We start from the raw sequence: 23,047 nt of genomic DNA, 5'->3' as shown, positions 1-23,047 counted from the left end.
GGCCGTTGAGTTTCCGCACCTTCCGGAAGTCCTGTATTCCCTCTTCCCGCCGCCCGCAAAGGGAAAGAGTATATGAACAAGAACCACATCCGTATGGCCGTTGCCACTGCCGTGACCGCCATCGCCCTGGGCATCGCTGCACCGGCTGCCAACGCCGCGGGAACCCAGAGTGCATCCACCACGCGGTCCGTGTCGGTCGCGCAGCCCGAACTCACTGCTTCCCAGGCGCGCCAGCTGCTGCAGAGCCCTGAGTTTTCCTCGGAGCTCAGCGCTGAGGGCCGGGCCTTGGTCGAGGCCGTCGCGGAGGGCGATTCCTCTCCCCGCGTGACACGCGGTGCGGCCAGCAGCGCGGGGAAGGCGATAATCGCTGCCATCAAGAAGCAGGGGCCGAAGTTCTTTGACGCAGCGGTCAAGGCGGCCAAAGGCGGAGCGGGCTCCTTCAAGAAGTGGGCCGACGGCCTGAGCTGGTATCACCCCGTCCGAATCCTCATTGCAGCCAGTGGCGCGGACGCGATCGACTGGGTCGTCGGACAGCTGCTCGGCTGAACGTGCTGAAAGAAATGACGCGTCACAACAGCTCAACGGTGCACGGCCCCAAGTCTCTGGAAGCCAACCTGTGGGGTTCGGCCCTGGTCTTCTCTTGTCTGTGTCTGCTGTCGCGGGTGGGCCGCACGGCGAGCCTGTTCGACTGGTTCGACGGGATCACCGTGGTTCTCTATGTCCTCGGCTGGGCGGGCCCCGCCATCGCACTCGCACTGTGCGCGGTACAGCAACGCAGGCCCTGGAACGGAGCGATCGTTCCTGTCACCGTGCACGCGGCCTCGGGGCTGCTGTACGGGGTGGGCATGGGGTGGAGCTGAGTCCCGCGGCTCCGGGACGTGGCATGACAGTGGGCCGGCCCCGTCAGCGGGTCGGCTCACTCGCCCCCGACGCCTGCACTGCGAAAGGCCCCAGCCTTACCCAAGGTATTTTCTGACGTGCCCTTGCTTGCGGGGGCCCGCGTCGGGCTCGAGCAGGCAGCGCTCCGTCTCGGCCAACTCTCCCTGGGCATGGCTCAACGCGTGGGACTGGCGCAGGTACTGCTGGGTTCGCCCCGGATCCTGATCCTGGACGAACCGTTCAACGGCTTGGATCCGCCGAGCCGTACTTCTCCGGCAGGTGGACCCACTGCGACCCGGTCTGGAACTTCCAGGCGATCGCGTCGATCACCTCACGGTGATCCCGTCACCGGCCACCCCGTTGGGGGGTCCGGTCCGGCAGTAACGGCTCGATCCGCGCCCACTGCGCATCCGTCAACGGCACACCGGACCAACGATCAGATGATCTGAAACCCCTCCCTACGGCCGCCGTCCGACCTCGACGGTTCGTCAGGACCTTTGTCGGAGCAGAGCGAAGAGCTGGGGATCGGCCTCCACATCGAGCTCTCGACGCAGCCGCTTGTCGAGGGCCCGCAGCGACTCCGCGGCCCGGCCGGGGGCGCCCATCCCGATCAAGGAGCGGACCAAGAGTTCGTGACTCGGCTCGTCCAGGGGATCCCAGGAGGTGAGAAAAGACGCGGTGTCCGCCGCCTGCCGGCCACGCGGCGTGGCCAGCGTTCGGCAGTTCCGGGGACGGAACGGGGACAGGCCCGGGACATTCTTCGTCCATGATCGGCTTCCATGGGACCTCTCGGGAGCATCCGCGGAAGGAAGGGGGGCGGCCGTTTTCCAAGGTGTGTGCACCGTCGGCCAACAGGCCGTAGTGGTTTGGCACAGCTGTCCTGGAGAACACGTGAGAAAGAACCGGATTATCGCGAGCGTCGTCCTCGCCGGTGCCCTCATGGGCGCCGCGGCCCCCTCCGCGTCGGCCGTGGCGCCGTCCGCGTCGGTCGCCACCGCCCAGACGGTTCAGCCGACGGCCTTCACCGTCGTCACCCCGTCCACTACCAAGGCGGACAACACCGCTCTGGCGACCGCACCGACTAGTGAACCGGCCGAGCGCGCGGGCAAGCTGCGCTGGGTCATCGACAAGCTCAAGGCCGTGGGCAGTAAGGCCTGGAACGCGCTCAGCAGCGCGGCCAAGAAGGGCTACGACGCCTTCAAGGAAGCGTACGAGAAGTACGTCCCGTGGGTGGTCCGCAAGGCTGTCGAGGTCGGTGCCACCGTCTATGAGATCTACGAGGCCGTGCGCGACTTCGTCTCGTAACCCAGGGGAATCGAGCGCAACGCTCCACCAGTCGTGGCCGGCGGGGGTCCTCGCCCCTCCATCGCACCCCCGCTGGCCACTCCCGGCCCATCGAGAAGGAACACATGAGTACCAGTCAGCCCTCCCTCCGCCCACCCACACCGTCGCCGAGCTCCGCCAGCGGTGACATATGGCCGGTGCTGCCCCTGGCTGCCGCTTCCTTCCTCGTGCGCACCTGGGGCAGCCACCTGTGGGTCTTCTGCCTCGCCACCGTGCTCGGCACCGTCGGCATGGTGGCAGCAGTCATCTCCGTCGGTCGCTGCAGACGGGCTGTGAGAAGCGGGCTGCCCCGGGCGAAAGCTGCCTGGGTCGTGACGCTACTCGCCGCCGCGGCCGCAACAGCCGTCGTCTCCGCGCTCAGGATGTGAGGCCATGGGCGGCATCAACGTCCGGGGCCTGACCAAGAGCTACCGAAGGTAGAAGGTCGTCGACGACCTGACGTTCGACGTACACCCCGGCACGGTCACCGGCTTCCTCGGCCCCAACGGCGCCGGGAAGACCACCACCATGCGCATGCTTGTGGGACTGGTCCGGCCCGACGCCGGCACCGCTCTTCTCGCCGGCCGGCCCTATTCCGACTACCCCTCACCCCTGCGTGCGGTCGGTGCCCTGCTCGATCCCGGCTGGGTGCATCCGCAACGCACTGCCCGGGCCCACCTCGACTGGCTCGCCCGCTCCAACGGCTTGCCTGAAGGCCGCGTCGACGCCGTGCTCCTGATGGTCGGGCTCTCCACCGTGGGCGACCGGCGCTTCGGCGCTCTCTCTCGGCATGCGCCAGCGCCTCGGCATGGCGGCTGCGATGCTCGGTGACCCTGAGGTCCTCGTCCTCGACGAGCCCGCAAACGGCCTCGACCCGCAGCGCATCGCCTGGCTGCGGGGGCTGCTGCGCGACCTCGCGGCCGACGGGCGCACCGTCCTCGTGTCGAGTCACCTGCTTGCCGAGACCGCCCTCCTTGCCGATGACCTCGTCATCATCGGCCGCGGCAGGCTGCTACAGCAGTGCACCACGGCCGAGTTCACCGCCCTCCAACAGACACATGTGCTCGTCCGCGCCAAAGATCAGGAACGTCTCGTGACGGTGGTCGCCGAAGCGGGAGGAACGATCGACGCCGCCCCCAACCTCCGGCCTGCCGATCCCGACATCCGCCTCGTCAGGGGACTCTCGGCGGAGGAGATCGGTCACGCCGCCCTGCAGGCAGGACTGGTGCTCCATGAGCTGACACCCCGCCGGCGCACTGTGGAGGAGGCGTATCTGCGCCTCACCGCCGACTCGGTCGAGTACTCCAGCCGGCCACCAGCTGTACGTCCCGAGAAAAGTTCTGAACAGTGAATACCTCAGTCCTTCGCGCAGAGCTCGTCAAACTGCGCACGCTCCGCTCCACCTGGTGGTTCTCGGAGTGATCGCCGCTCTGGCCATCGCCGTCAGCGGCCTCGCCGTGCACAGCCCGGGCAAGGGGCGGGCACCCGGGCTGGAGGAGGCGCTATACGGCCCGGCGTTCACCCAACTCCTCATACCCCTGCTGGGTGTGCGGAGCGTGAGCCAGGACCTGCGGGCAGGCACCATCTGGTCCTCCTTCTTGGCGGTGCCCTCCTGGAACAGGCTGCTGATCGGCAAGGCGACAGTCGTTGCCCTCGTCGCAGCGGCGGCGGGTCTTCTGGTTGAGGCCACCGCGCTGGGTGTCGCTCTGCTCGTGGAGCCGGCGGTGGCCCTGGTTCCGTCGTGCGCCGAAGGCTGGCGGCCGCTGCTGGCCCTGCCCGTGACCTTCGCGATCGGCGGTGTGCTGGGCGTCGCGGTAGGACTCCTGCTGCGTGGCGGCCTGGCCGACACGCTCCTTGTCATGTGGCCCTTGGCCCTCGAACCGGCGCTCGGTGCGGCGGGAAAGCCCCTGCTCGGCTTCGAAGTCGCTGCCTGGCTCCCGTACGGGACGATGAACGAATTCTCCGGCCAGAGCGGTGGGGTGCCGTTCTTCGCTGGCCCGTCGTTCGCCGGTGTGTACACCGCGGTCATCGTCGTATGCCTGCTGGCTCTCGGGATCAGGCGGCAGAAACGCAGAGAGCCCTAGGGACGGAGCCGCATCTCCAGGCCGTCGAGGACGCATTCGAGCCCGTCGGTGAAATTGTCGTTGCGGGTGCTGCCCGAGTCCTCGTGCCGCCGCGCGGCGTACAGCCTGCTCAGCCGCGGGTACGCCTGCGCGGCCCGTTCGGCCGCCGGCCACAGGCTGTCCACCCCTTCCTGCTCGCTCATCCCGCTGCGGGCGAGCCTGGTCAGCCACGCGGCTTCGGTGCTCGCGACCCCGATGGCGTACGAGACGACCGCGTTCACCGCGAGGTCGGCCTGTTCCAGTGAGAAGCCGGCCTCCTCGAAGATGCCGAGCATGCCGTCGGACAGCCGCATCGCGTTCGGACCCAAGGAGACCACTCCCGCCTCGCCCAGCGCGGAGACGACCCAGGGGTGCCGGTGGAAGACGGAGCGCAGGCTCTGGGCGCAGCCGATGACGGCCGAGCGCCACTCGTCCCGCGTCCCGGCGGCGTCGGGCACCTCGATCTCGCCGTAGATCTCGTCCACGACCAGTTCGATGAGCTCGTCCTTGTTGGTCACATGCGTGTACAGCGAGGTGGCCCCGGCGTTCAGCCGGGTGCCGAGCTTCCGCATGCTCAGCGCGTCGATCCCGTCGGCGTCCAGCAGTTCGAGGGCGACGGTCACGATCTGCTCACGGCTGAGCGTGGGCTGCTCCCGCTTGCGGCGCTGGGGACGGGTCCACACCGACTGAATCGTCTGCTGCGGCTGCTCTTCGGCGATCGGCATGCGGCCTCCTCTTTCTCGGGCCCCAGGATAGTCCTCCGGCGGCACGGTGTACGCGCGGGTGTACGACGTGCGGACCCCGTACGGTGTACGGAGGGGTGGGTCAGCCGGTGTGGTCCGGTACGGCGCCGAGGGGTGCCCGGGGGTGCGGGATCACCGGGTCCCCGCTCTGCTGCAACGCGACGGTCCGGGCGGGGGAGGGGATCCGGATGCCTTCGGCACGGTACCGCTGGTGCAGCCTCTTGATGAACTCGTGCTTGATGCGGTATTTGTCGCTGAACTCGCCGACTCCGAGGATCACAGTGAAGCCGATCCGGGAGTCCCCGAACGTGTGGAAGCGTATGGCCGGTTCATGGTCGGGGACGGCTCCGGCGACGTCCTTCATCACCGTCTCGGCGACCTCGATGGTGACCCTCTCGACGTGCTCCAGGTCGCTGTCGTAGCCGACGCCCACCTGCACTGTGACGGACAGCTTCTGCTCGGGGCGGCTGAAGTTGGTCATGTTCGTGCCGGCGAGCTTGGCGTTCGGGATGATGACCAGGTTGTTGTTGAGCTGTTCGACCACGGTGATGCGCCAGTTGATGTCCCGGACATACCCCTCCTCGCCGCTGCTGAGCCGGATGTAGTCGCCCGGGTGGACCGTCTTCGAGACGAGGATGTGCACGCCCGCGAAGAGGTTGGCCAGGGTGTCCTTGAGAGCCAGGGCGATCGCCAGACCGCCCACGCCGAGGGCGGTGAGCAGCGGGGCGATGGATATGCCGAGGGTCTGCAGGATGACGAGGAAGCCCAGCGCCAGGACGGCGATGCGCGTGATGTTGACGAATATCGTGGCCGACCCGGCGACACCGGACCGGGACTGCGCCACGGACTGCACCAGTCCGCTGATCACTCGGGCCGCGGTGAGCGTCGCGGTCAGCATGACGAGGGCCGTCAGCACCTGATTGACGTTGTGCCCCACCCGGTGCGTCAGCGGGAGGGCCGCGGCCGCCGCGGCCACGCCGATCGCCACCGCGGACCAGGGCGCCAGCGTGCGCAGCACGTCGACGATGATGTCGTCCCCGCCCCAGCGGGTCCTGGCGGCCCGCACGGCGAGCCAGCGCAGGATCACCCGCAGGGCGAGGGCCGCGGCCAGGCCGGCGGCCACCGCGATGCCGGCGACGATGACGTCGTGCAGTGTCAGAGCGTGGTTCATCGCCGTCCCGCCTCCGTTCCGGAGAACGGAGCGAGGGCGCGGGACGCCGCCGGAATCCCGGAGTAATGAATCGTCACCTAATACCTGCCTGTCCCAACGATCAAGTTTGCGCCGGGCCTCGGGGGCGGGACCGGCGCGCGAGAACGTATCTTGCACCACGTCAGTTCGGCCCTCGAACACCTGGGTCCCCCCGTGCTCGGCGCCGGGTGCGGGCGCGCGCTCGCGGGCCGGCCGGATCGAGCGAAGAGGTGCTGGGCAGCGGCTCCTGACGGGCCGTCGATGATGTGGCGGGGCCCCTGGGCACCCGTCTCCGACGGATGTGTTGTGTTGAGGTAATTTTCCGCCCATCGGAGGAATCTGGCGGAAACCCGGGATGGATGCCCGGCGGGGTGTGCACGCTGTTCCGCGTGACGGGGTGGAGGAGAGCGGGCTACGCGGTGATGCTGGCCACGGCTGCCGTGCTCACGGTGACGGGCCAGGCGGCCGCGGACGACGTGGAGGTGGACTCCGCGGTGGACGGCCTCGCTTCGGAGACCGTCGTCGCGCACCACCTGCCGCCTCTGCTGTGGCCGCATCCGCCTTCCCACGTGGATGCGAACGTCTTGCACGGGGCCCTGGGCGCGACGTTGGACGACAACGGCCGGGACTGCCTTCGCGCCAACGCCGATCTCCCGAGCCTCGCCACGCACGTCACCGTACGGTGGGGGTGCCCCGCGACGCCGCCCACCGCGCCACCGGCCGCCCCTCCGGCCCCTGCCCCCGCGGCCCCTCCCGCACCGGCTCCTGCTCCTCCCGCTCCTCCCGCCGCCCCGGCCCCCGGTGCTCCCGGGGCGGGGGCTCCGGCCCCTGCTCCCGCCGCTCCCGCTCCTGCCCCAGCTCCTCCCGCACCGCCTGCGGCCGGTGCCCCTGCCCCGGCTCCGCCTGCTCCCGCTCCGCCCGCGGCCGGTGCCCCGGCGCCCGCCCCGCCCGCTCCCGCACCTGCCCCACCGGCGGCCGGCGCCCCGGCCGCTCCCGCACCGCCTCCGGCTCCACCGGCGGCCGGCGCCCCGGCCCCCGCTGCCCCCGCACCGCCCGCGGCTCCGGCTCCCGCCGCGCCTGCCCCGCCACCGGCAGCGCCGGCCGCACCCGCCGTGCCACCGGCGCCCGCCGCACCCGCGGCCCCGGCCGCCCCCGCGCCCCCCGCTCAACTCCCGCCGGGGGCCGCCCCCATCGTCCAGGCGCCGCCTCGCGTCTCCCCGCCCTCGGCGCCCTCGACCTCGGCTCCGAAGCCGCCCACCCGTCCGCCCGGCACCAGGCGCAGCCACCCCTCGTACCACGACGCCGCCCTGTCGGCCGGCAAGAGGCTGCTCCGCGCGACCTCCGTGGTCATCTTCACCATGCTGCTCACCACCCCGGCCGTACTGGCGGCGGTGCTCCTGCGTCCGCGCGCCCGCGGCCGGCGGGGCTGATCCCCGGCGGCGCGGCCGCCGAGATCGCGCCGGCCTGATCCGTACGGCATCCCCGCCATGGGGGTCCGGAGGGCCGTGAACCTCCGGGCCCCCTATGCGGAATGTGTCCCGCTTAGTGATCAACTGTCCGGAAGGTGCGGTCATTCCGTCGCTGTGGAACCCCGAGGAGTGGGCAGGCGAGGGCCTGGTGGATACTCGCTCCTCTTGCCCGCATGACCCAACAGGGGACCACCCATGAGCGCCACACAGGTCGACAATCCACCCGAGCCGGAATCAGCCACCCGCCCCTGGCGGGCCTGGCTCCTGGAGGGGCTGAGCGAGCAGTCGGCCCGGCACCCCGGCCCGCACGGCACCCCGCCGGCCGAGCACAAGGGCAACCGGTGGTGGCGGGTGATGTGTCTGACCGGCGTCGACTACTTCTCGACGCTGGGCTACCAGCCGGGTATCGCCGCGCTGGCCGCCGGACTGCTCTCGCCGATGGCGACGCTCGTGCTCATCGCGCTCACGCTGCTCGGGGCCCTGCCCGTCTACCGCCGCGTGGCGAAGGAGAGCCCGCACGGCGAGGGCTCGATCGCGATGCTGGAGCGGCTGCTGCCCTGGTGGGCGGGGAAGCTCTTCGTGCTGGTGCTGCTCGGCTTCGCCGCCACCGACTTCATGATCACCATCACGCTGTCGGCGGCCGACGCCTCCGCGCACGCCGTGGAGAACCCCTTCGCGCCGCACTGGATGCACGGCGGCGGCATGTGGATCACGCTGGTGCTGATCGCCGCCCTCGGCGCGGTCTTCCTCAAGGGCTTCCGCGAGGCGATCGACGTGGCCGTGGTGCTCGTGTCGGTCTACCTCCTGCTCAATGTCATCGTGCTCGTCAGCGCGGTCTGGGAGATAGCCGGCCACCCCGTCGCCATCGGCGACTGGTGGCACGCCGCGTCCGCCGAGCACTCCTCGCCCATCGCCATGATCGGTGTGGCCCTCCTGGTCTTCCCGCGCCTGGCCCTGGGCATGTCCGGCTTCGAGACCGGTGTCGCCGTGATGCCGCAGGTCCGCGGGGACGCCTCCGACAGCCGTGAGAAGCCCGCCGGCCGGATCCGCGACACCCGCAAGCTGCTCACCACGGCCGCCCTGATGATGAGCGGGTTCCTGCTCGTCAGCAGCCTGGCCACCACGATCCTCATCCCGGCCAAGGAGTTCGAGAAGGGCGGCGCGGCCAACGGGCGCGCGCTGGCCTATCTGGCGCACCAGCACCTGGGCGAGGCGTTCGGCACGGTCTACGACATCTCGACCATCGCGATCCTGTGGTTCGCCGGTGCCTCCGCTCTGGCCGGTCTGCTCAACCTCGTGCCCCGCTACCTCCCGCGCTACGGGATGGCGCCGGAGTGGGCCGGGGCCGTCCGGCCGCTCGTCCTGCTCTTCATGGCGATCGCCTTCACCGTCACCTTCCTCTTCGACGCCGACGTCGACGCCCAGGGCGGCGCCTACGCCACCGGCGTGCTCGTGCTGATGCTCTCCGCGTCCTTCGCCGCCACCATCGCCGCCCACCACCGCGGCCACCGCCCCGCCGCGATCGGGTTCGGCTTCATCACCCTCGTCTTCGGCTACACCTTCGTCACCAATGTCATCGAGCGTCCCGACGGCCTGAAGATCGCGTCGCTGTTCATCGTGGGCATCCTGCTGACCTCGCTGGCTTCCCGGGTCCACCGGGCCTTCGAACTGCGGGCCGCCGACGTCACCTTCGACGAGACCGCCGCGCGGCTCATCGACGACGCCGTCCGCTCCGGGCCGCTGCGGGTCATCGCCAACGAACCGCAGGAGAGCGACGCGGCCGAGTACCACGCGAAGGAGTACACCCAGCGCGAGGAGACCCACATCCCGAGCGGTGGCCCCGTCCTCTTCCTCGAAGTGACCGTGCGCGACTCCTCCGACTTCGCCACCGACGTCACCGTCACGGGCGAGGAGTGCTACGGCATCCGAATCCTGCGGGTGCAGGGCGCCGGAGTGCCGAACACCATCGCCGCGGTCCTGCTCGAACTGCGCGACCGCACCGGCCAGGTGCCCCACGCGTACTTCAACTGGACCGAAGGACACCCGCTCAGCCACCTGCTGCGGTTCCTCGTCTTCGGTGACGGCGAGGTCGCCCCGGTCACGCGTGAGGTCCTGCGCCGCGCCGAACCCGACCTCACCCGCCGTCCGCGCGTCCACGTCGGCTGATCCGCACTCCCCTGTTCCCGCCCGCCGGTCCCACGACCGGCGGGCGGAGTGCGTTGCGGACCATGTGTCAGTCACACAAAGGGAAAAGCTGTGGCTGGAGGCTTTCACGCTTGGTACCCGAATGGCACAGCGAGATGAACGCAACCGATATATCCGGATGAGTTATGGTCTCGCGCACGTGCCGTGCGGCTGGATCCCCGAGACTCGGCCGCACGGCATCGCGGTGGAGCGATGACCGCGCAGCACGTACTCGCCCTGCCCGTCGGGCGTTCCTGTCCTTCGGACCCAAGAGGAAAGCTGTTCGTACATGCGTGAAAACAGGACCGCGGCTTCGGATCCGGCGATCGCGGTGGTCGGCGCGGCATGCCGGTTCCCCGGCGGAGTCAGGGATCTCGACGGGCTCTGGGAGGTGCTGGAGCAGGGCCGTGACGTGATCGGCGAGGTGCCGCCGGACCGTTTCGAGGCACGCAGGTTCGTCGACCCCGCGATGCCGCGCCCCGGGAAGAGCTACACGGCCGCGGGCGGCTTCCTGGACGACGTCATGGGATTCGACGCCGGATACTTCGGCATCGCGCCGAAGGAAGCGGCCCGGATGGACCCCCAGCACCGGCTGCTGATGGAACTGGCCGTCGAGGCGCTGGACGACGCCGGCATCGCCCCCGACCGCCTCGCGGGCTCGGACACGGCCGTCTACGTGGGGGTTTCGGACACCTCCTACGGCGGACTGCAGATGATGGCCCCGGAGACCGTCAACGCCTACACGATGTCGGGTTCGGCGTCGTCGATCGCCGCGAACCGGCTGTCCCACTTCTTCGACCTGCGCGGCCCGAGCATGGCGGTGGACACCGCCTGCTCCTCGTCCCTGGTGGCCCTCGACCGGGCCTGCCGGACCCTGCTGGACGGCAGCAGCCGCGCCGTGCTCTCCGCCGGCGTCAACGTGCTGCTCAGCCCCTACCACTATGTGGGTTTCTGCCAGGCGTCCATGCTCTCGCCCACCGGCCGGTGCGCGTCCTTCTCGGCGCACGCCGACGGGTTCGTACGTGCCGAGGGCGGTGGCCTGGTCGTCCTCAAAAGGCTCGCGGACGCCATCGCCGACGGCGACCGCGTGCACGGGGTGATCCTCGGCAGCGCGTCCAACAGCGACGGCAGGACGATGGGCCTCGCCCTGCCCAACGCGGAGGCGCAGGAAGAGCTGTTGCGCGCCGTGTACGCCGAGGCGGGCGTCGGCCCCGACGAACTGGTCTACCTGGAGGCGCACGGCACCGGCACCCTGGTCGGCGACCCGCTGGAGTGCGTGGCCATCGGCCGCGCCATCGGCAGGAACCGCACCGCCGGAGTCCTGCCGATCGGATCGGTCAAGACCAACATCGGGCACCTGGAGCCCGCTTCCGGCATGGCGGGCCTCCTCAAGGCCCTGCTGGTGCTCCGGCACCGGGCGATCCCCGCCTCCCTGCACGCCTCCCCGCCCAACCCGGACATCGACTTCGCGGCGCTCAACCTCGCCCCCGCCGAGCGGCTCGGGCCGCTGCCCGCCACCGGGCGTCCCGTGGTGGGCGTGAACTCCTTCGGGTTCGGCGGCTCCAACGCCCACGTCATCGTCACCTCCTCCCCGGCCCTGCCCTCCGCTCCACGGGAGCGCGCTCCGGCCGCGGAGCCCGTGGCACTGCCGGTGATCGTCTCCGCCCGCACGCGACAGGCGCTGGAGAAGGCCGCGGCCGACCTCGCGGACCGGCTGTCGGAGGCGACGCCGCAGGAGTTCTACGACATCGCGTACACCGCCTGCCTGCGGCGTGGGAAGCACCCGCACCGCGCGGCCGTACTGGCCACCGCGGGCACCGCCGCCCAGCGGCTGCGCCGGTTCGCCGGAGAGGCCGCACCCGCCGACGCGGCGGAGCCCGTGGCCATCCCCTCCCCACGCGACGACGAGGCCATCGGCACCACCGCGCAGGCGGTCGAACACGGCCGCGTCGCCTTCGTCTTCTCCGGCAACGGCTCGCAGTGGGCGGGCATGGGAGCCGAACTCCTCGCGCACAGCCCCGCCTTCCGGGAGGCCGTCGAGGCGGTCGACGCGGCCCTCGCCCCCGGGCTGGGATGGTCGGTCGCCGAGGAACTCGCCGCACCCGCGGACCGGGCCCGCCTGGAGCTCACCGAGATCGCCCAGCCACTGCTCTTCGCCGTGCAGGTCGGCGTGGCCCGGATGCTCGGGGAAGCGGGCATCGTCGCGCACACCGTGCTCGGCCACAGCGTGGGGGAGGTCGCGGCCGCCTATGTCGCGGGCGCTCTCGACCTGGAGCAGGCCGCGCGGGTCGTCACCGGGCGCAGCCGCACCCAGGCGGCCACCGCGGGCACGGGCCGGATGGCCGCCGTCGGCCTGCCCCCGGCCCGCGCCCGGGAACTTCTCGCCGCCCACCCGGGGCTGGAGCTGGCCGCGGTGAACAGCGCCCGGGACGTGACCGTCGCCGGGCCCGCCGCCGAGCTGAGAGCCTTCACCGCGGAACTGCCGCCGCAGGGAGTGACCTGCACCGAACTCGACCTGGACTACGCCTTCCACAGTGCCGCGATGGACCCCATCCAGGAGCCGCTGCGCGAGGCACTGGACGGACTGCGGCCCGGCCCGGCCCGCATCCCCATGATCTCCTCCGTCACCGGCGAGCCCGTCGACGGCACCGCGCTGGACGCCGGCTACTGGTGGCGCAACGTCCGCGAACCCGTCCGGTTCGCCGCCGCCGTCGAGCACGCCCTCGACGCGGGCGCGGACGTCCTCGTGGAGATCGGACCCCACCCCGTGCTCCGCTCCTACCTGCGGCGCATCACCGCCTCCCGCCCCCGCACGCCCACCGCGGTGACGGCCACCCTGCGGCGCGGCATCGACGCGCGCACGGCCATGCGCCAGGCGGTGGCGGCCCTCGTCGCCCAAGGCGCCCAGGTGGACTGGGGCGTGTACTTCCCCCGCCGGGGCCGGGTCACGGCGCTGCCGGCGTACCCCTGGCAGCGGGAGCGCCACTGGAACGGCACCCCGCAGACATGGCTGCGCACCAGCGGCACCGGGCTCCTGGAGCACCCGCTCCTGGGCGAGCGGCTGCCGTCCCCGCTGCCGACCTGGCAGGGCGCGGTCGAACCGGCGATCACGCCCTGGCTCGTCGACCACAAACTCGCCGGCTCCGTCGTCGTCCCGGCCACGGCCTACGTCGACATGGCCTTGACGGCCGGGCGCCTCACCCTCGGCGCCGCCGCCGAGGTCGACTCCCTGGAGATCACCCGTCCCCTGGTCGTGCCGTGGGCGGACGCCGGCAGCGTACGGATCCAGACGGCCCTGACCCCCGACGACGGGCTGGTGGAGATCACCAGCACCGACGCCCAGACCCGGCAGCCGCGCCCCCACGTACGGGCGAGGGTGCGCACCCTCCTCGGCCGGGCACCCGCGCCCCTGGACATCCCCGCCGTCCACGCGCGCTGCGGGCGCGTCGTGAGCGGCGAGGCGCACTACGAGGAGATCGGGCGCGCCGGTCTTCAGTACGGCCCCGCCTTCCAGGTGCTGCGGGAACTGCGCGCGGGGAACGGCGAGGTGCTGGCCGCCTACCGGCACGACGCCCCCTCGGAGGACCACGAGGCCCACCCCGCCCTGCTGGACGGAGCGCTCCAGGCGGGCGCGCCGCTGATCGCCGACGTGGTCAACGACGGCGATGTGTACCTCCCGGCCGCCATCGGAGCGGCCCGGGTGTGGCGCACTCCCGCCGCCTCCGGCTGGATCCATGTGCGCGAGCGGTCGTTGTCGGCGACCGAGGCGTGCTGGGACATCGTCGTCACCGACGAGGACGGCACGGTCAGCGTCGAACTGGAACGGTGCCGACAGCGGCGTCTGACCGGAGGCCACCGCACACCGGTGACCCTCCATCACACCGTGCTGCGCGCGGCACCGCACGCCACGGAGCCGGTGACGGACAAGCCCCCGGTCACGCCCTCGGGCATCGCGGCAGCGGCGGCCGACCGTGTGGCGGCGCTCCGCGCGGGCTGGCACGAGTACGGCTACGAGGAGTTCGTCGCCGTACTCAAGGAGGCGAGCGCACACCGCCACGCGGCGGCCGTCGCGGCGCTCCTGCCCGACGCCCGCGCCCCCTTCGACGTCACCGCCCTCCTCGCCGCGGGCATGGAACCCCGGCGCACGCCCTACCTCGAAGCGATGATCCCCGAACTGCACCGCCACGGCCTGGTGGAACGGCAGGAGGACGGACAACTCAGGCTCACCCGGACCACCTTCGACGACCAGGAGCTGCTGCGCCGGCTGGCACTGGACTTCCCGCGCTGCTCCACGGAGAGCCGCCTCGCCGTGCGCGGCCTGCGCGACGTCCTCACCAGTGACGGCACCGACCCCATGGACCTGCTGGTCTCGGACGGCAGCCTCACCGACGTCGAGCAGCTCTACGACACCGCCGTCATCATGCGCTTCCACAACCGCCTCGCCCAGGCACTCCTGGGCGAAGTGGTCCGTTCCTGGCCCGTCGGCCGGCCACTGCGCGTCCTGGAGATCGGAGCCGGTACGGGTGGCACGGCCGCCGCCCTGCTCCCACTGCTCCCGGCCGAGCGCACGCGGTACGTCTACACCGACATCTCACCGGTCTTCCTGGCCCGCGCCGAACGGCGCTTCGCCGCGTACGACTTCGTGACGTACCACCCCTTCGACCTCGACGCCGACCCCGAGGAGCAGGGTCTGCCCGAGGCGGGCTTCGACATCGTCGTCGCCGCCAACGCCCTCCACACGGCCAAGGACCTCGCCGCCGCGCTGCGCCGCGTCGCCACGCTGCTGGCTCCCGGCGGGCTGCTGCTGGCGGTCGAGTCCCACGACCCGTACGTCCTCGCGCCCTGCTTCGGTACGCTGGACAGCTTCTGGGACCGCACCGACCACGACGAGCGGCCGGACTCGCTGCTGCTGCCCGCCCAGCGGTGGCCGGAGCTGCTCGCGCGGTGCGGCTTCACGGACACCGTGCTCACCGGCGACGACGCCGGGCCCTGCCGCGAGGACTTCTCCGTCGTCCTCGCCGCAGCCCCCGAACGCACCGTCACCTTCCCACCGCCGGCCACCACGGCGCCCGCTCACTGGGTCGTCGCCGCGGAGACCACCGGCGAACTGGGGCTCGCCGAGGAGGTGGCCGCGCTTCTCCCGTCGGCCGACGGCGGGAAGTCCCAGGCGCGGCTCGTGGGGGACGACGCGGCCGAGTGGGTGCCCGGGCCGCTCGGGCAGGGCGCGGCCCTCTGCGTCGTCCTCGGCGAGGCGCCCTCGGCCGGCCCGGACGACCTGGTGGCACTCACCACCCGGCGCGCGGCGCTCCTGCGCACCGTCTCGGCCGCCTGCGCACAACTGCCCGACGGCACACGGACACCGCTGACCGTGGTGACCCGGCCCAGCGGCGCGCTCCCGGCCCCCGAACGGACCTCCGCCACCCAGGACGCCGCCGTGTGGGGCATGGCCCGCACCCTGGCCAACGAGGAACCACGGCTGGCCGTCCGCACCGTCTCCCTCGACCGGAGCGGGGAGACAGCCACCGACGCCCTGCGACTGGCCCGCGAACTCCTCGCCGACCACTCCGAGACCGAAGTCGTGCTCACATCGGGCGGCGGCAGGTTCGTACCCCGCGAGAAGGCCCTGCCCGCCGATCACCGCGTGGTGAGTCCCACGGGGCCGCGGCCTTTCGCGCTCGACGTCCGCACCCCCGGCCTCTCCTACCAACTGCCCTGGTCCGAACGGCCACCGGTCACGGCTGGCCCCGGCCAGGTCGCGATCGCCGTACGGGCCGCCGCCCTCAACTACCGCGACATGATGCAGGCGGTCGGGCTGCTGCCCGCCGAGGCGGTCGAAGGCACCTTCAGCGAGGTCGGCCTCGGCCTGGAATGCGCAGGGACCGTCACCGGCGTCGGCCCCGACGTGACCGGCTTCCGGCCGGGTGACCGGGTGTTCGGGATGGCCCCCGCCTCCCTCGCCTCGCACACCCTCACCGCCGCCCAGGCCATCGGCCACATTCCCGACGGCATGAGCTTCACCGAGGCCGCGACCCTGCCCGTCGTCTTCTCCACCGTCCACTACAGCCTCGACCACCTGGCCCGGCTCTCCGCGGGCGAGACGGTGCTGGTGCACGGCGGGGCGGGCGGCATCGGGCTCGCGGTGCTCCAGTACGCCCGGCTGTGCGGCGCCCGGGTGATCGCCACCGCGGGCACCCCCGCCAAGCGGGAACTGCTGCGCCACCTGGGGGTCGACCACGTCCTCGACTCACGGAGCCTGGACTTCGCCGCCGAGACCATGGAGCTCACCGGGGGAGCCGGCGTGGACGTCGTCGTCAACTCCCTCGCGGGCGAGGCCATCACCCGCAGCCTCGAACTCCTGCGCCCGGGCGGGCGCTTCATCGAGCTCGGCAAGCGGGACATCTACGAGAACAAACCACTCCTCCTGCGCCCCTTCCGCAACAACATCGCCTTCTTCGGCGTCGACCTCACCACACTGGCCTCCGCCCCCCGGGTCGCCGCCAAGCTGTTCGCCGACGTCACCGAGCGCGTACGCGACGGTTCCTACCGCCCGCTGCCGCACCACATCTACCCCGCCGCCCGCGTCAGCGAGGCGTTCCAGCTCATGCAGCACTCCCGGCACGTCGGCAAGGTCGTCGTCGCCTTCGACCCGCTCGACGAACCCGTGCGCGTCGAGCGGCCCGCCCAGGCACCGGGCCTCGACCCGCACGGCACCTACCTCGTCACCGGCGGCCTCAGCGGCTTCGGCGCCGCCACCGCCGGCCTGCTCGCCGACCGGGGCGCACGCCACCTGGCCCTGATCGGCCGCCGCGGCGATACGACCCCCGGCGCCGCGGAGCTGCTGGACCGCCTCGCCGAGCGCGGCGTACGGGCCACCGCGTACGCCGCCGACATCTCCGACCTCGCCGCGACGCGGAGCCTCGTCGAGGGGATCGACACCGGCGGGCACCCGGTGCGGGGCGTCGTCCACTGCGCCATGCACCTCGAGGACGACCTGCTCACCGAGCTCACCGACGAACGGTTCGCCGCCGCCCTGAAGGCGAAGATGGCCGGTGCCCTCGTACTGGACCACGCCCTCGGCGGGCGCGATCTGGACCTCTTCGCGCTGTACTCCTCCGGCACGGCCCTCATGGGCAACATCCGGCAGTCCAACTATGCGGCCGCCAACCTCTTCCTCGAAGCCCTCGCCCGCCGACGCCGAGCCGCCGGAGCCGCCGGAGCGGCCATCGCCTGGGGCGCCATCGGGGAGACCGGATACGTCGCCCGCAACGACCTCACCCACACCCTGGCCTCGGTCGGCATCGAACCCCTCACGCTCCGTCAGGCGTTCACCGCCCTCGACCGGCTGCTCGGCGGCGACGTGGAGGTGGCGGGTGCCGGACGCTACAACTGGTCCCGCCTGCGCGGTCTGCTGCCCGCCCTGGACGCCCCCCGCTTCCGTCTGCTGCTTCCCGAGCGGATGGGTGCCGCGGACCGGAGCCGGGAGGAGATCCTGCGCGCCCTCGCGGCCATGGAACCCGAGGAAGCGGTACGCGCCGTCGCCGACGCGCTGGCCCACCTGCTGGCCGGCGTCCTGCACATGGACGCGAAGGACCTCGACCACCACCGGCGGCTCGACGAGTACGGCCTCGACTCGCTGATGCTCGCCGAGATGCTGGTGTCGCTGCGCCAGCGGTTCGACGTCGAGATCCCGCCGCTGGAACTCCTGCGCAGCGGCGGCACGATCACCGACGTCGCCCATCTGGTGCTGCTCCGCCTGGGCCTCGGGACCGGCCCCGGCACCACCGCCACGACCGGGACGGCTACGGCCGTGCCGGCCCCGGCGGCAGGGGCGCAGGCCGGTGACCGGGCGGCGGCACCGGCGTAGCCGAGGTGTCCCGGGGGCCCGGCAGACCTTCGGCGCCCTGGGCTCCGGGCCGGTGCCACCGGCCCGGGTCCAGGCGTTCGTGGAGCACGGCGAGCGGCCGGGGCGCCCACCAGTTGGCGTGTCCGGTCAGCCGCATGAAGGCCGGCACGAGCACACCCCGCACCACGGTGGCGTCCACCAGGACCGCCAACGCCAGCCCGCAGCCGAAGAGTTTGAGCAAGGTGATGCCGGAGGCCGCCAGCGGGAACAGCGCGGCCGCGAGGATGGTGGCGGCGACCGTGACCATCCTGCCGGTACGGGCGATCCCGGTGACCACGGCGGCCCGGTGGTCGCCCGAGTTCCGGTACTCCTCCTGGATGCGCGAGATGAGGAACAGCTCGTAGTCGACCGAGAGCGCGAACGCGGCACCGAAGATCAGCACCGGCATGGCGGTGTCCAGCTCACCCGTGACGGTGAAGTGCCCGAACAGGTCGCGGAGATGGCCGTCCTGGAAGACATACACCATGGCACCGAAACTCGCGCTCAGACTCAGCGCCCCCATCAGCACCGCCTTGATCGGGATGAGAACCGAACCCGTGAAGAGGAACAACAGGAGCAGAACACTGCCGACGACCATCGCCGCGGCCCCCGGCAGGGCGCCGAGCACCGCGTTCTCGGTGTCCAGCACCCGGGCCGGACGGCCCGCGACCAGGTGCGGCCCGGGAGACGGCAGCGCGCGCAGCTCCTCGACCAGGTGCTCGTCCCGGGCCGGCGGACCGCCGCCGATCACGGACAGCCAGGTCGCGCCCCGCGTGATGTAGAGGAGCGAGCCGACCGTGGGGCCCGAGGTGAGCCGGCCCCGCTCGTAGACCCCGCCCGCCGTGGCGACTTCCCGCACCGCGGGGAGGGCCGAGACACGGCGCGCGTAGGCGTCCAGCCGCTCCCGCTGGTCCACGGCGTCGGTGCCGGTCAGCAGCACGGCCAGGGTCCGGTTCCACGGCAGGTCGAATTCGCGCTCGATCCTGGTGGCCGTCGCGTGTGACTCCACCCGCTCCGGCAGGACGCGCTCGTCGGTGACGCCGAAGCGGACGTGGGCGAAGGGGAACGCCAGCGTCACCAGGAACAGGACCGCGCAGCCGCCCGCCAGTACCGGCCGCGCCGTCGCGACGCGGGCCGCGCGGTGCCACAGCGAGGCATCGCCGTCCCGCCGCGCCCGGCGCAGCGGCGCGAACGCGTCACCCCGGTCGATGCGGGTGCCGATGACGGCCAGCAGGGCGGGCAGGACGAGCGCGGTGGTCGCCGCCGCCAGCACCACCACGCTCATCCCCGCGACGGCCAGGGAGCGCAGGAAACCCAGCGGGAAGAGGAGCAGCGCGCTCAGGCAGACGACGACCGTGGCCGCGGAGTACAGCACGGTCCGGCCGGCCGTGCGCATGGTGCGGGCGATCGCCTCGGCGGGTCCGCCGCCGGTGGCCATCTCCTCCCGGTAGCGCGTGACGACGAAGAGGCCGTAGTCGACGGCCAGTCCGAAGCCGAGCGCGGTGGTGATGTTCGACGCGAACGCGGAGACCGGCATGAGCGCCGTCAGCAGCCGCAGCACCGCGAACGTGCCCGCCACCGCGAGCCCCCCGACGGCCGCGGGCAGCAGAGCGGCCGTCATCGAGCCGAAGGCGAACAGCAGGACCAGTACGGCCAGCGGCGCGCCGATCAGTTCGGCCCGGAGCAGCTCCCGGCTGCTGAGCTCGGTGGCCTGCGCCATCACCCAGGCGGGGCCGGTCGCCGTGACACGGAGCGGGCCGTGCCGGCCCGTCAGCCGCGGCACCAGCGCCGCCGCGCGCCGCGCCGCCACGTGCTCACCGCCCTGGAGGTCGACGGTGACGAGGGCGGCGTGCCCGTCCCTGCTCAGCAGCCGGGAGTCCCCGACCGTCCAGTAGGACAGCACCCGGCGCACCCCCGGCTGCTCCGCCGCCACGCGGGCGAGTTCGCGGCCCGCCCGCTCCACGGCCGGGGCGGTGACGGGCGCGTCGGCCCGTACGCGCAGGACGAGATCGGGAATGCCCGCGTCGAACCGCTCCTTGAGGATGCTCTCGGCGCGCCTCGCCTCGGTGCCGCCCGCGATGTAACCGCCGTTCGACAGGCGGGCGGGGAAGCCGAGCGCGGCGAGAGCCAGCAGCGCGCCCAGCCCCAGGGCCGTCGCCAGCACCCACCACGGGCGGCGTACGGCCCACCGGACGGCCCCGCCCCCATCCGCACAGCCCTTCCGCGCACGGGCTGTCGGATCGGGCACGGAACGGCGCCATCGCATGTGCGGGTCCTTTCGTCGGCGTGGCGATCGTGGCGAAAGGGGGGTGACTGGAGCAAATGTCCTGTAGGCCGTGTGGGTGCGGAAAACCGGCTGAATCTGGCAAGCGGGAGGTGGTTCGGCTAGCTTGCGTCACTCGAACTCGACCAGGCGACCGCAAGAACCCCCCAGCGCAAGGAAGAAGACCTATGCCCGACAGGGCTCACACCACCGTCGGCGCCACCGCTCGTGTGCGTCGTGGCATCAGCGCACTGGCCTCGGCCGGGGCGACGCTCGTGCTGCTCGTGACCGGCACCACCGCCGCTCTCGCCCAGCCCTCCGCAGGGGCGGGCGGCACCCTCAAGTGCTCCCTGCGCACCGCGCCGGGCGGCCGCATCACCTTCTCGCCCGCCGTCTCCAGCACACCCAGACGCATCTCCGCCCACGGCACGGTCGACCTGGACGACTGCACCTCACCCGACGGACGCCAGTCACGCATCAAGTCCGGCCGGCTGGTGCTCAGCGGCAGCGGCCTCGCGACCTGCTCCGGAGCCACCGGAGTCCAGGGCACCGGCACGGTCACCTGGTATTCCGGGGGGAACCGCACGGGGCGTGTGATCGGCCGGACCACGGTCCGGCCCGCCTCCGGCGGCGGCCAGGGCTACACCCCGGTCGACTCCTTCCTCAGCGGCGAGGCCGCCTCCGGCCTCATGGCGGGCCACACCTTCTCCGGCACCGCCGTACCCACCAACGACGTCAAGAGGTGTTTCACCGCCGGTCTCGGCTACCTCGAAGGGCGCGGCAGCCTCACCGTCGGCTGACGCGAACGCCCGGGCGGACGCGGGCGGAGTGGTGCGGGCCGCCGATGTTGGGTAACGGGCTGGGTGTGCGGCCGCCGTACGGCGGCACGCTCATCGTCACGGAGGTGGAGCATGACGCAAGGCCCCGGCGCGACCCCGCATCCGATCCCGCCCGCCGTCCAGGAGGCGTACGGCCCGGCCGACCTCGGCTCGATGCCCATGTTCGCGGGCGGATTCATCAACTTCGGCTACTGGCAGGGCTTCGACCTCGGCCGGTCGCTGACCGAGGACGACCGGATCGGCAGCCAACTGGCCATGTACCGCCAGGCCCTCGGCGCGCTGGTGCCCACCGAGGGCCTGCGCGCCCTGGAAGTCGGCTGCGGGCTGGGGGCCGGCGCCGCGGTGGCGTTGGAGGAGTACGGCTTCGCACGCGTCACCGGCATGGACATCCACCCCCAGCAGCTCGAACGCGCCCGGCAGGCCAACTCCGGCCTGCTGGGCCGCCGTCCCGGTCGGCTGCACTTCGTGCAAGGCGCGGCCGAGGACATGCCGTTCGACGACGGCGAGTTCGACCGTGTGCTCAGCGTCGAAGCCGCCCAGCACTTCCGTGACCTCGGGGCCTTCGCCCGGGAGACCGCTCGCGTGCTGCGGCCCGGCGGCCGCGTCGCCATCGCCGGCTTCTTCGTGCCCGACGCCGGTCCGGCCCGTGCCGGGCGGCTGGCCGAACTGCTCGACAGCTTCGCGTCCGGCCTGGACGTCGCGCACACCGTCCCCCTGCTGACCGGCAGCCTCGAACGGGCCGGTCTGAGCGGGGTCCGTGTCACATCCATCGGGGCCTCGGTGTGGCCCGGCTGGGACCGCTGGCTGGCCGACGCGTGGAAGCCCGACACCTGGCCCCGCAACTTCTTGCGCGCCTACCGTGAAGGCACCCTCGACTACTTCACGGTCACCGCGGAACGCCCCGTCAGGTGATGCGCCGTCAAGTCGCCTGAGACAACAGGTGCGCGGCCCACACACCGGGCCCCGCCCCGCGCGCTCCGAGGGAGTCCTCGTGCCGCGGGCCGGGGCCCTGGGAGTCACCCGCACCCATGTCGTCACCGGCCCGCTCCCTCGGGAGCCGGCCGCCGCCTCGGGGCCGGGCCACCGGTGAGTGCCGGTCAGGCCTTGGCCGCGGTCTCCCCGGCCGTCTTGGCCTCGGACGCCTGGGCCGGGGCGGCCGCCTCGGGCACGGCCGCGTCCTTGGCCCCGGGCGCGGTGTAGAACACCGATCCCTGCTTGCGCTCGCGCTCCAGCCTGCCCTTGGCGACGAGTGCTTCGACGGTGTTGCGCACCACCTGGGTGCTCGCGACGCGCTCCGGGTGGGCCTGGGTCAGCTCGTTGACGACCTCGCTGACCATACGCGGCTGGTGGTGCCGGCCGAGCAGGCCGAGGACCAGCTCGCCCAGGGTGGGACCGTCACCCTTCTTGGCGCGAGTGCCGGCCGGCTTCGGCGCCTCGGCGTCCCTGGCCTGCGCCGCCTTCTTCCGGCGGCCCGGTGCGGCGGCCGCCTTCTTCGCCCGGCGCGGCTGCGGCACACCCGCGGTGACCTCGGCCTTCCCGGCCTCCTTGCCCGGCGCGTCCTGCTCCTTGGCCACCGTGCCCCGCATGCCCATCAGCCAGGCACGCTCCGTCTCCAGCTTCGCGAGGCGGGCGCGGAGTGCCTCCTGCTCCTTCTCGTTGTTCTCCAGATCAGCCGCGAACCGTGCCGCGTACCGGGCCTGGATGCCGGCGTCGTCCGTACCGTCGGTCATGAACCGCTCCCTCTTCTGGGCAGGTGTGTTGTTGCGGGATGGTACTCACTCAAACACAGAGTCAGTTGCCATGTTGCCGACCGGATACCCAAAACCGACGCCCTCTGTGCGACTTTGCCGGAGCCCCGCGTCCGTCTCCCGGGTCAGGAGCCTTCGGCTGCAACCATGTTGCTGTTGCCGACATGGTTCAGTTGGTCGGCCGCAAAAAGCGAAGCGCCGCTGTACCCGACGGACAAGTACCGTCGGGCACAGCGGCGCCGCATGGCGTCAGAGCCCGGGATTCACTCCGTCGGGCGGAGTTCCTGTGAGGCCCGCTTCACCGCCGAGGCCACCGCTTCGGTGGCGCGCGCGTTGAAGACGCTGGGGATGATGTAGTTCGCGTTGAGTTCGTCTTCGGCGACGACGTCGGCGAGGGCGCCGGCGGCGGCGAGCATCATCTCGGTG

18 protein-coding genes and 2 pseudogenes are annotated in these 23,047 nt (G+C 72.1%); 12 read left to right on the top strand and 8 right to left on the bottom strand.

Annotated features, from left to right (window positions below; all coding sequences use genetic code 11):
• Positions 1-72: 72 nt before the first annotated feature.
• From ACH427_RS28280 to ACH427_RS28270, 3 genes and pseudogenes are all read left to right on the top strand, one after another.
• The gene (locus tag ACH427_RS28280; RefSeq protein WP_398873897.1) at positions 73-546 is read left to right on the top strand and encodes a hypothetical protein; all 474 of its coding nucleotides are present in this window, start codon (positions 73-75) and stop codon (positions 544-546) included.
• A gap of 14 nt (positions 547-560) precedes the next feature.
• Positions 561-860, top strand: a complete 300-nt coding sequence (locus ACH427_RS28275; RefSeq protein ID WP_398873895.1) for a hypothetical protein — start codon at positions 561-563, stop codon at positions 858-860.
• Between the two features lie 117 nt (positions 861-977).
• Positions 978-1,112, top strand: a pseudogene (locus ACH427_RS28270) (ATP-binding cassette domain-containing protein); the annotation flags it as partial.
• A 7-nt stretch (positions 1,113-1,119) separates the two neighbouring features.
• Here the strand turns inward: ACH427_RS28270 and ACH427_RS28265 are convergent.
• Positions 1,120-1,209, bottom strand: coding sequence for a hypothetical protein (locus ACH427_RS28265; RefSeq protein WP_398873893.1), 90 nt, complete (start codon positions 1,207-1,209; stop codon positions 1,120-1,122).
• A gap of 158 nt (positions 1,210-1,367) precedes the next feature.
• Positions 1,368-1,820 carry a bacterial transcriptional activator domain-containing protein gene (locus ACH427_RS28260; RefSeq protein ID WP_398874005.1) on the bottom strand — a complete coding sequence of 151 codons (453 nt, stop codon included), beginning with the start codon at positions 1,818-1,820 and terminating at the stop codon, positions 1,368-1,370.
• On the opposite strand from ACH427_RS28260, the gene ACH427_RS28255 reads away from it, so the two are divergent.
• The 5 genes and pseudogenes from ACH427_RS28255 to ACH427_RS28235 all read left to right on the top strand — a co-directional run bounded on the left by ACH427_RS28255 (position 1,771) and on the right by ACH427_RS28235 (position 4,286).
• Complete coding sequence (locus tag ACH427_RS28255; RefSeq protein WP_398874011.1) at positions 1,771-2,184, top strand: hypothetical protein; 414 nt, start codon at positions 1,771-1,773, stop codon at positions 2,182-2,184. The genes ACH427_RS28260 and ACH427_RS28255 overlap by 50 nt on opposite strands.
• Before the next feature lie 104 nt (positions 2,185-2,288).
• Positions 2,289-2,591, top strand: a complete 303-nt coding sequence (locus tag ACH427_RS28250) for a hypothetical protein (RefSeq protein WP_398873891.1) — start codon at positions 2,289-2,291, stop codon at positions 2,589-2,591.
• Between the two features lie 67 nt (positions 2,592-2,658).
• Positions 2,659-3,007 (top strand): annotated as a pseudogene (locus tag ACH427_RS28245) (ATP-binding cassette domain-containing protein); the annotation flags it as partial.
• Entirely contained in the window at positions 2,993-3,553 is a 561-nt protein-coding gene (locus ACH427_RS28240; protein ID WP_398874003.1) for an AAA family ATPase, read from the top strand. The pseudogene ACH427_RS28245 and the gene ACH427_RS28240, both read left to right, overlap by 15 nt.
• 55 nt (positions 3,554-3,608) lie before the next feature.
• Positions 3,609-4,286, top strand: a complete 678-nt coding sequence (locus ACH427_RS28235; RefSeq protein ID WP_398873890.1) for a hypothetical protein — start codon at positions 3,609-3,611, stop codon at positions 4,284-4,286.
• Here the strand turns inward: ACH427_RS28235 and ACH427_RS28230 are convergent.
• From ACH427_RS28230 to ACH427_RS28215, 4 genes are all read right to left on the bottom strand, one after another.
• Entirely contained in the window at positions 4,283-5,029 is a 747-nt protein-coding gene (locus ACH427_RS28230) for a TetR/AcrR family transcriptional regulator (RefSeq protein ID WP_398873888.1), read from the bottom strand. The two genes, ACH427_RS28235 and ACH427_RS28230, sit on opposite strands and share 4 nt — an antisense overlap.
• A 100-nt stretch (positions 5,030-5,129) precedes the next feature.
• Positions 5,130-6,218, bottom strand: coding sequence for a mechanosensitive ion channel family protein (locus ACH427_RS28225; RefSeq protein ID WP_398873886.1), 1,089 nt, complete (start codon positions 6,216-6,218; stop codon positions 5,130-5,132).
• Between the two features lie 690 nt (positions 6,219-6,908).
• Entirely contained in the window at positions 6,909-7,355 is a 447-nt protein-coding gene (locus ACH427_RS28220; RefSeq protein WP_398873884.1) for a hypothetical protein, read from the bottom strand.
• A gap of 46 nt (positions 7,356-7,401) precedes the next feature.
• Positions 7,402-7,596, bottom strand: a complete 195-nt coding sequence (locus ACH427_RS28215) for a hypothetical protein (protein WP_398873882.1) — start codon at positions 7,594-7,596, stop codon at positions 7,402-7,404.
• A gap of 304 nt (positions 7,597-7,900) precedes the next feature.
• On the opposite strand from ACH427_RS28215, the gene ACH427_RS28210 reads away from it, so the two are divergent.
• Both ACH427_RS28210 and ACH427_RS28205 read left to right on the top strand, forming a co-directional pair.
• On the top strand, positions 7,901-9,871 hold the full coding sequence (locus tag ACH427_RS28210) for an amino acid transporter (RefSeq protein ID WP_398873880.1): 1,971 nt from the start codon (positions 7,901-7,903) through the stop codon (positions 9,869-9,871).
• A gap of 307 nt (positions 9,872-10,178) precedes the next feature.
• On the top strand, positions 10,179-17,753 hold the full coding sequence (locus ACH427_RS28205) for an SDR family NAD(P)-dependent oxidoreductase (protein WP_398873878.1): 7,575 nt from the start codon (positions 10,179-10,181) through the stop codon (positions 17,751-17,753).
• Here the strand turns inward: ACH427_RS28205 and ACH427_RS28200 are convergent.
• Positions 17,689-20,037: an MMPL family transporter gene (locus ACH427_RS28200; RefSeq protein ID WP_398873876.1), complete on the bottom strand. Its 2,349-nt coding sequence runs from the start codon at positions 20,035-20,037 to the stop codon at positions 17,689-17,691. The genes ACH427_RS28205 and ACH427_RS28200 overlap by 65 nt on opposite strands.
• A gap of 185 nt (positions 20,038-20,222) precedes the next feature.
• Between ACH427_RS28200 and ACH427_RS28195 the strand changes: the two genes are divergently transcribed.
• Positions 20,223-20,834 carry a hypothetical protein gene (locus ACH427_RS28195; RefSeq protein ID WP_398873874.1) on the top strand — a complete coding sequence of 204 codons (612 nt, stop codon included), beginning with the start codon at positions 20,223-20,225 and terminating at the stop codon, positions 20,832-20,834.
• 111 nt (positions 20,835-20,945) lie between these two features.
• Positions 20,946-21,785, top strand: coding sequence for a class I SAM-dependent methyltransferase (locus tag ACH427_RS28190; RefSeq protein WP_398873872.1), 840 nt, complete (start codon positions 20,946-20,948; stop codon positions 21,783-21,785).
• Between the two features lie 185 nt (positions 21,786-21,970).
• Here ACH427_RS28190 and ACH427_RS28185 read toward each other — a convergent pair whose 3' ends face one another.
• Positions 21,971-22,603, bottom strand: a complete 633-nt coding sequence (locus ACH427_RS28185; RefSeq protein WP_398873869.1) for a hypothetical protein — start codon at positions 22,601-22,603, stop codon at positions 21,971-21,973.
• Between the last annotated feature and the right edge of the window lie 444 nt (positions 22,604-23,047).

The organism is Streptomyces sp. NPDC020379, from assembly GCF_044387105.1.
In the GTDB taxonomy this organism is placed as follows: domain Bacteria; phylum Actinomycetota; class Actinomycetes; order Streptomycetales; family Streptomycetaceae; genus Streptomyces.
The sequence above is the reverse complement of the archived record's forward strand: the minus strand, read 5'-3'. Positions and strand labels throughout refer to the sequence as shown.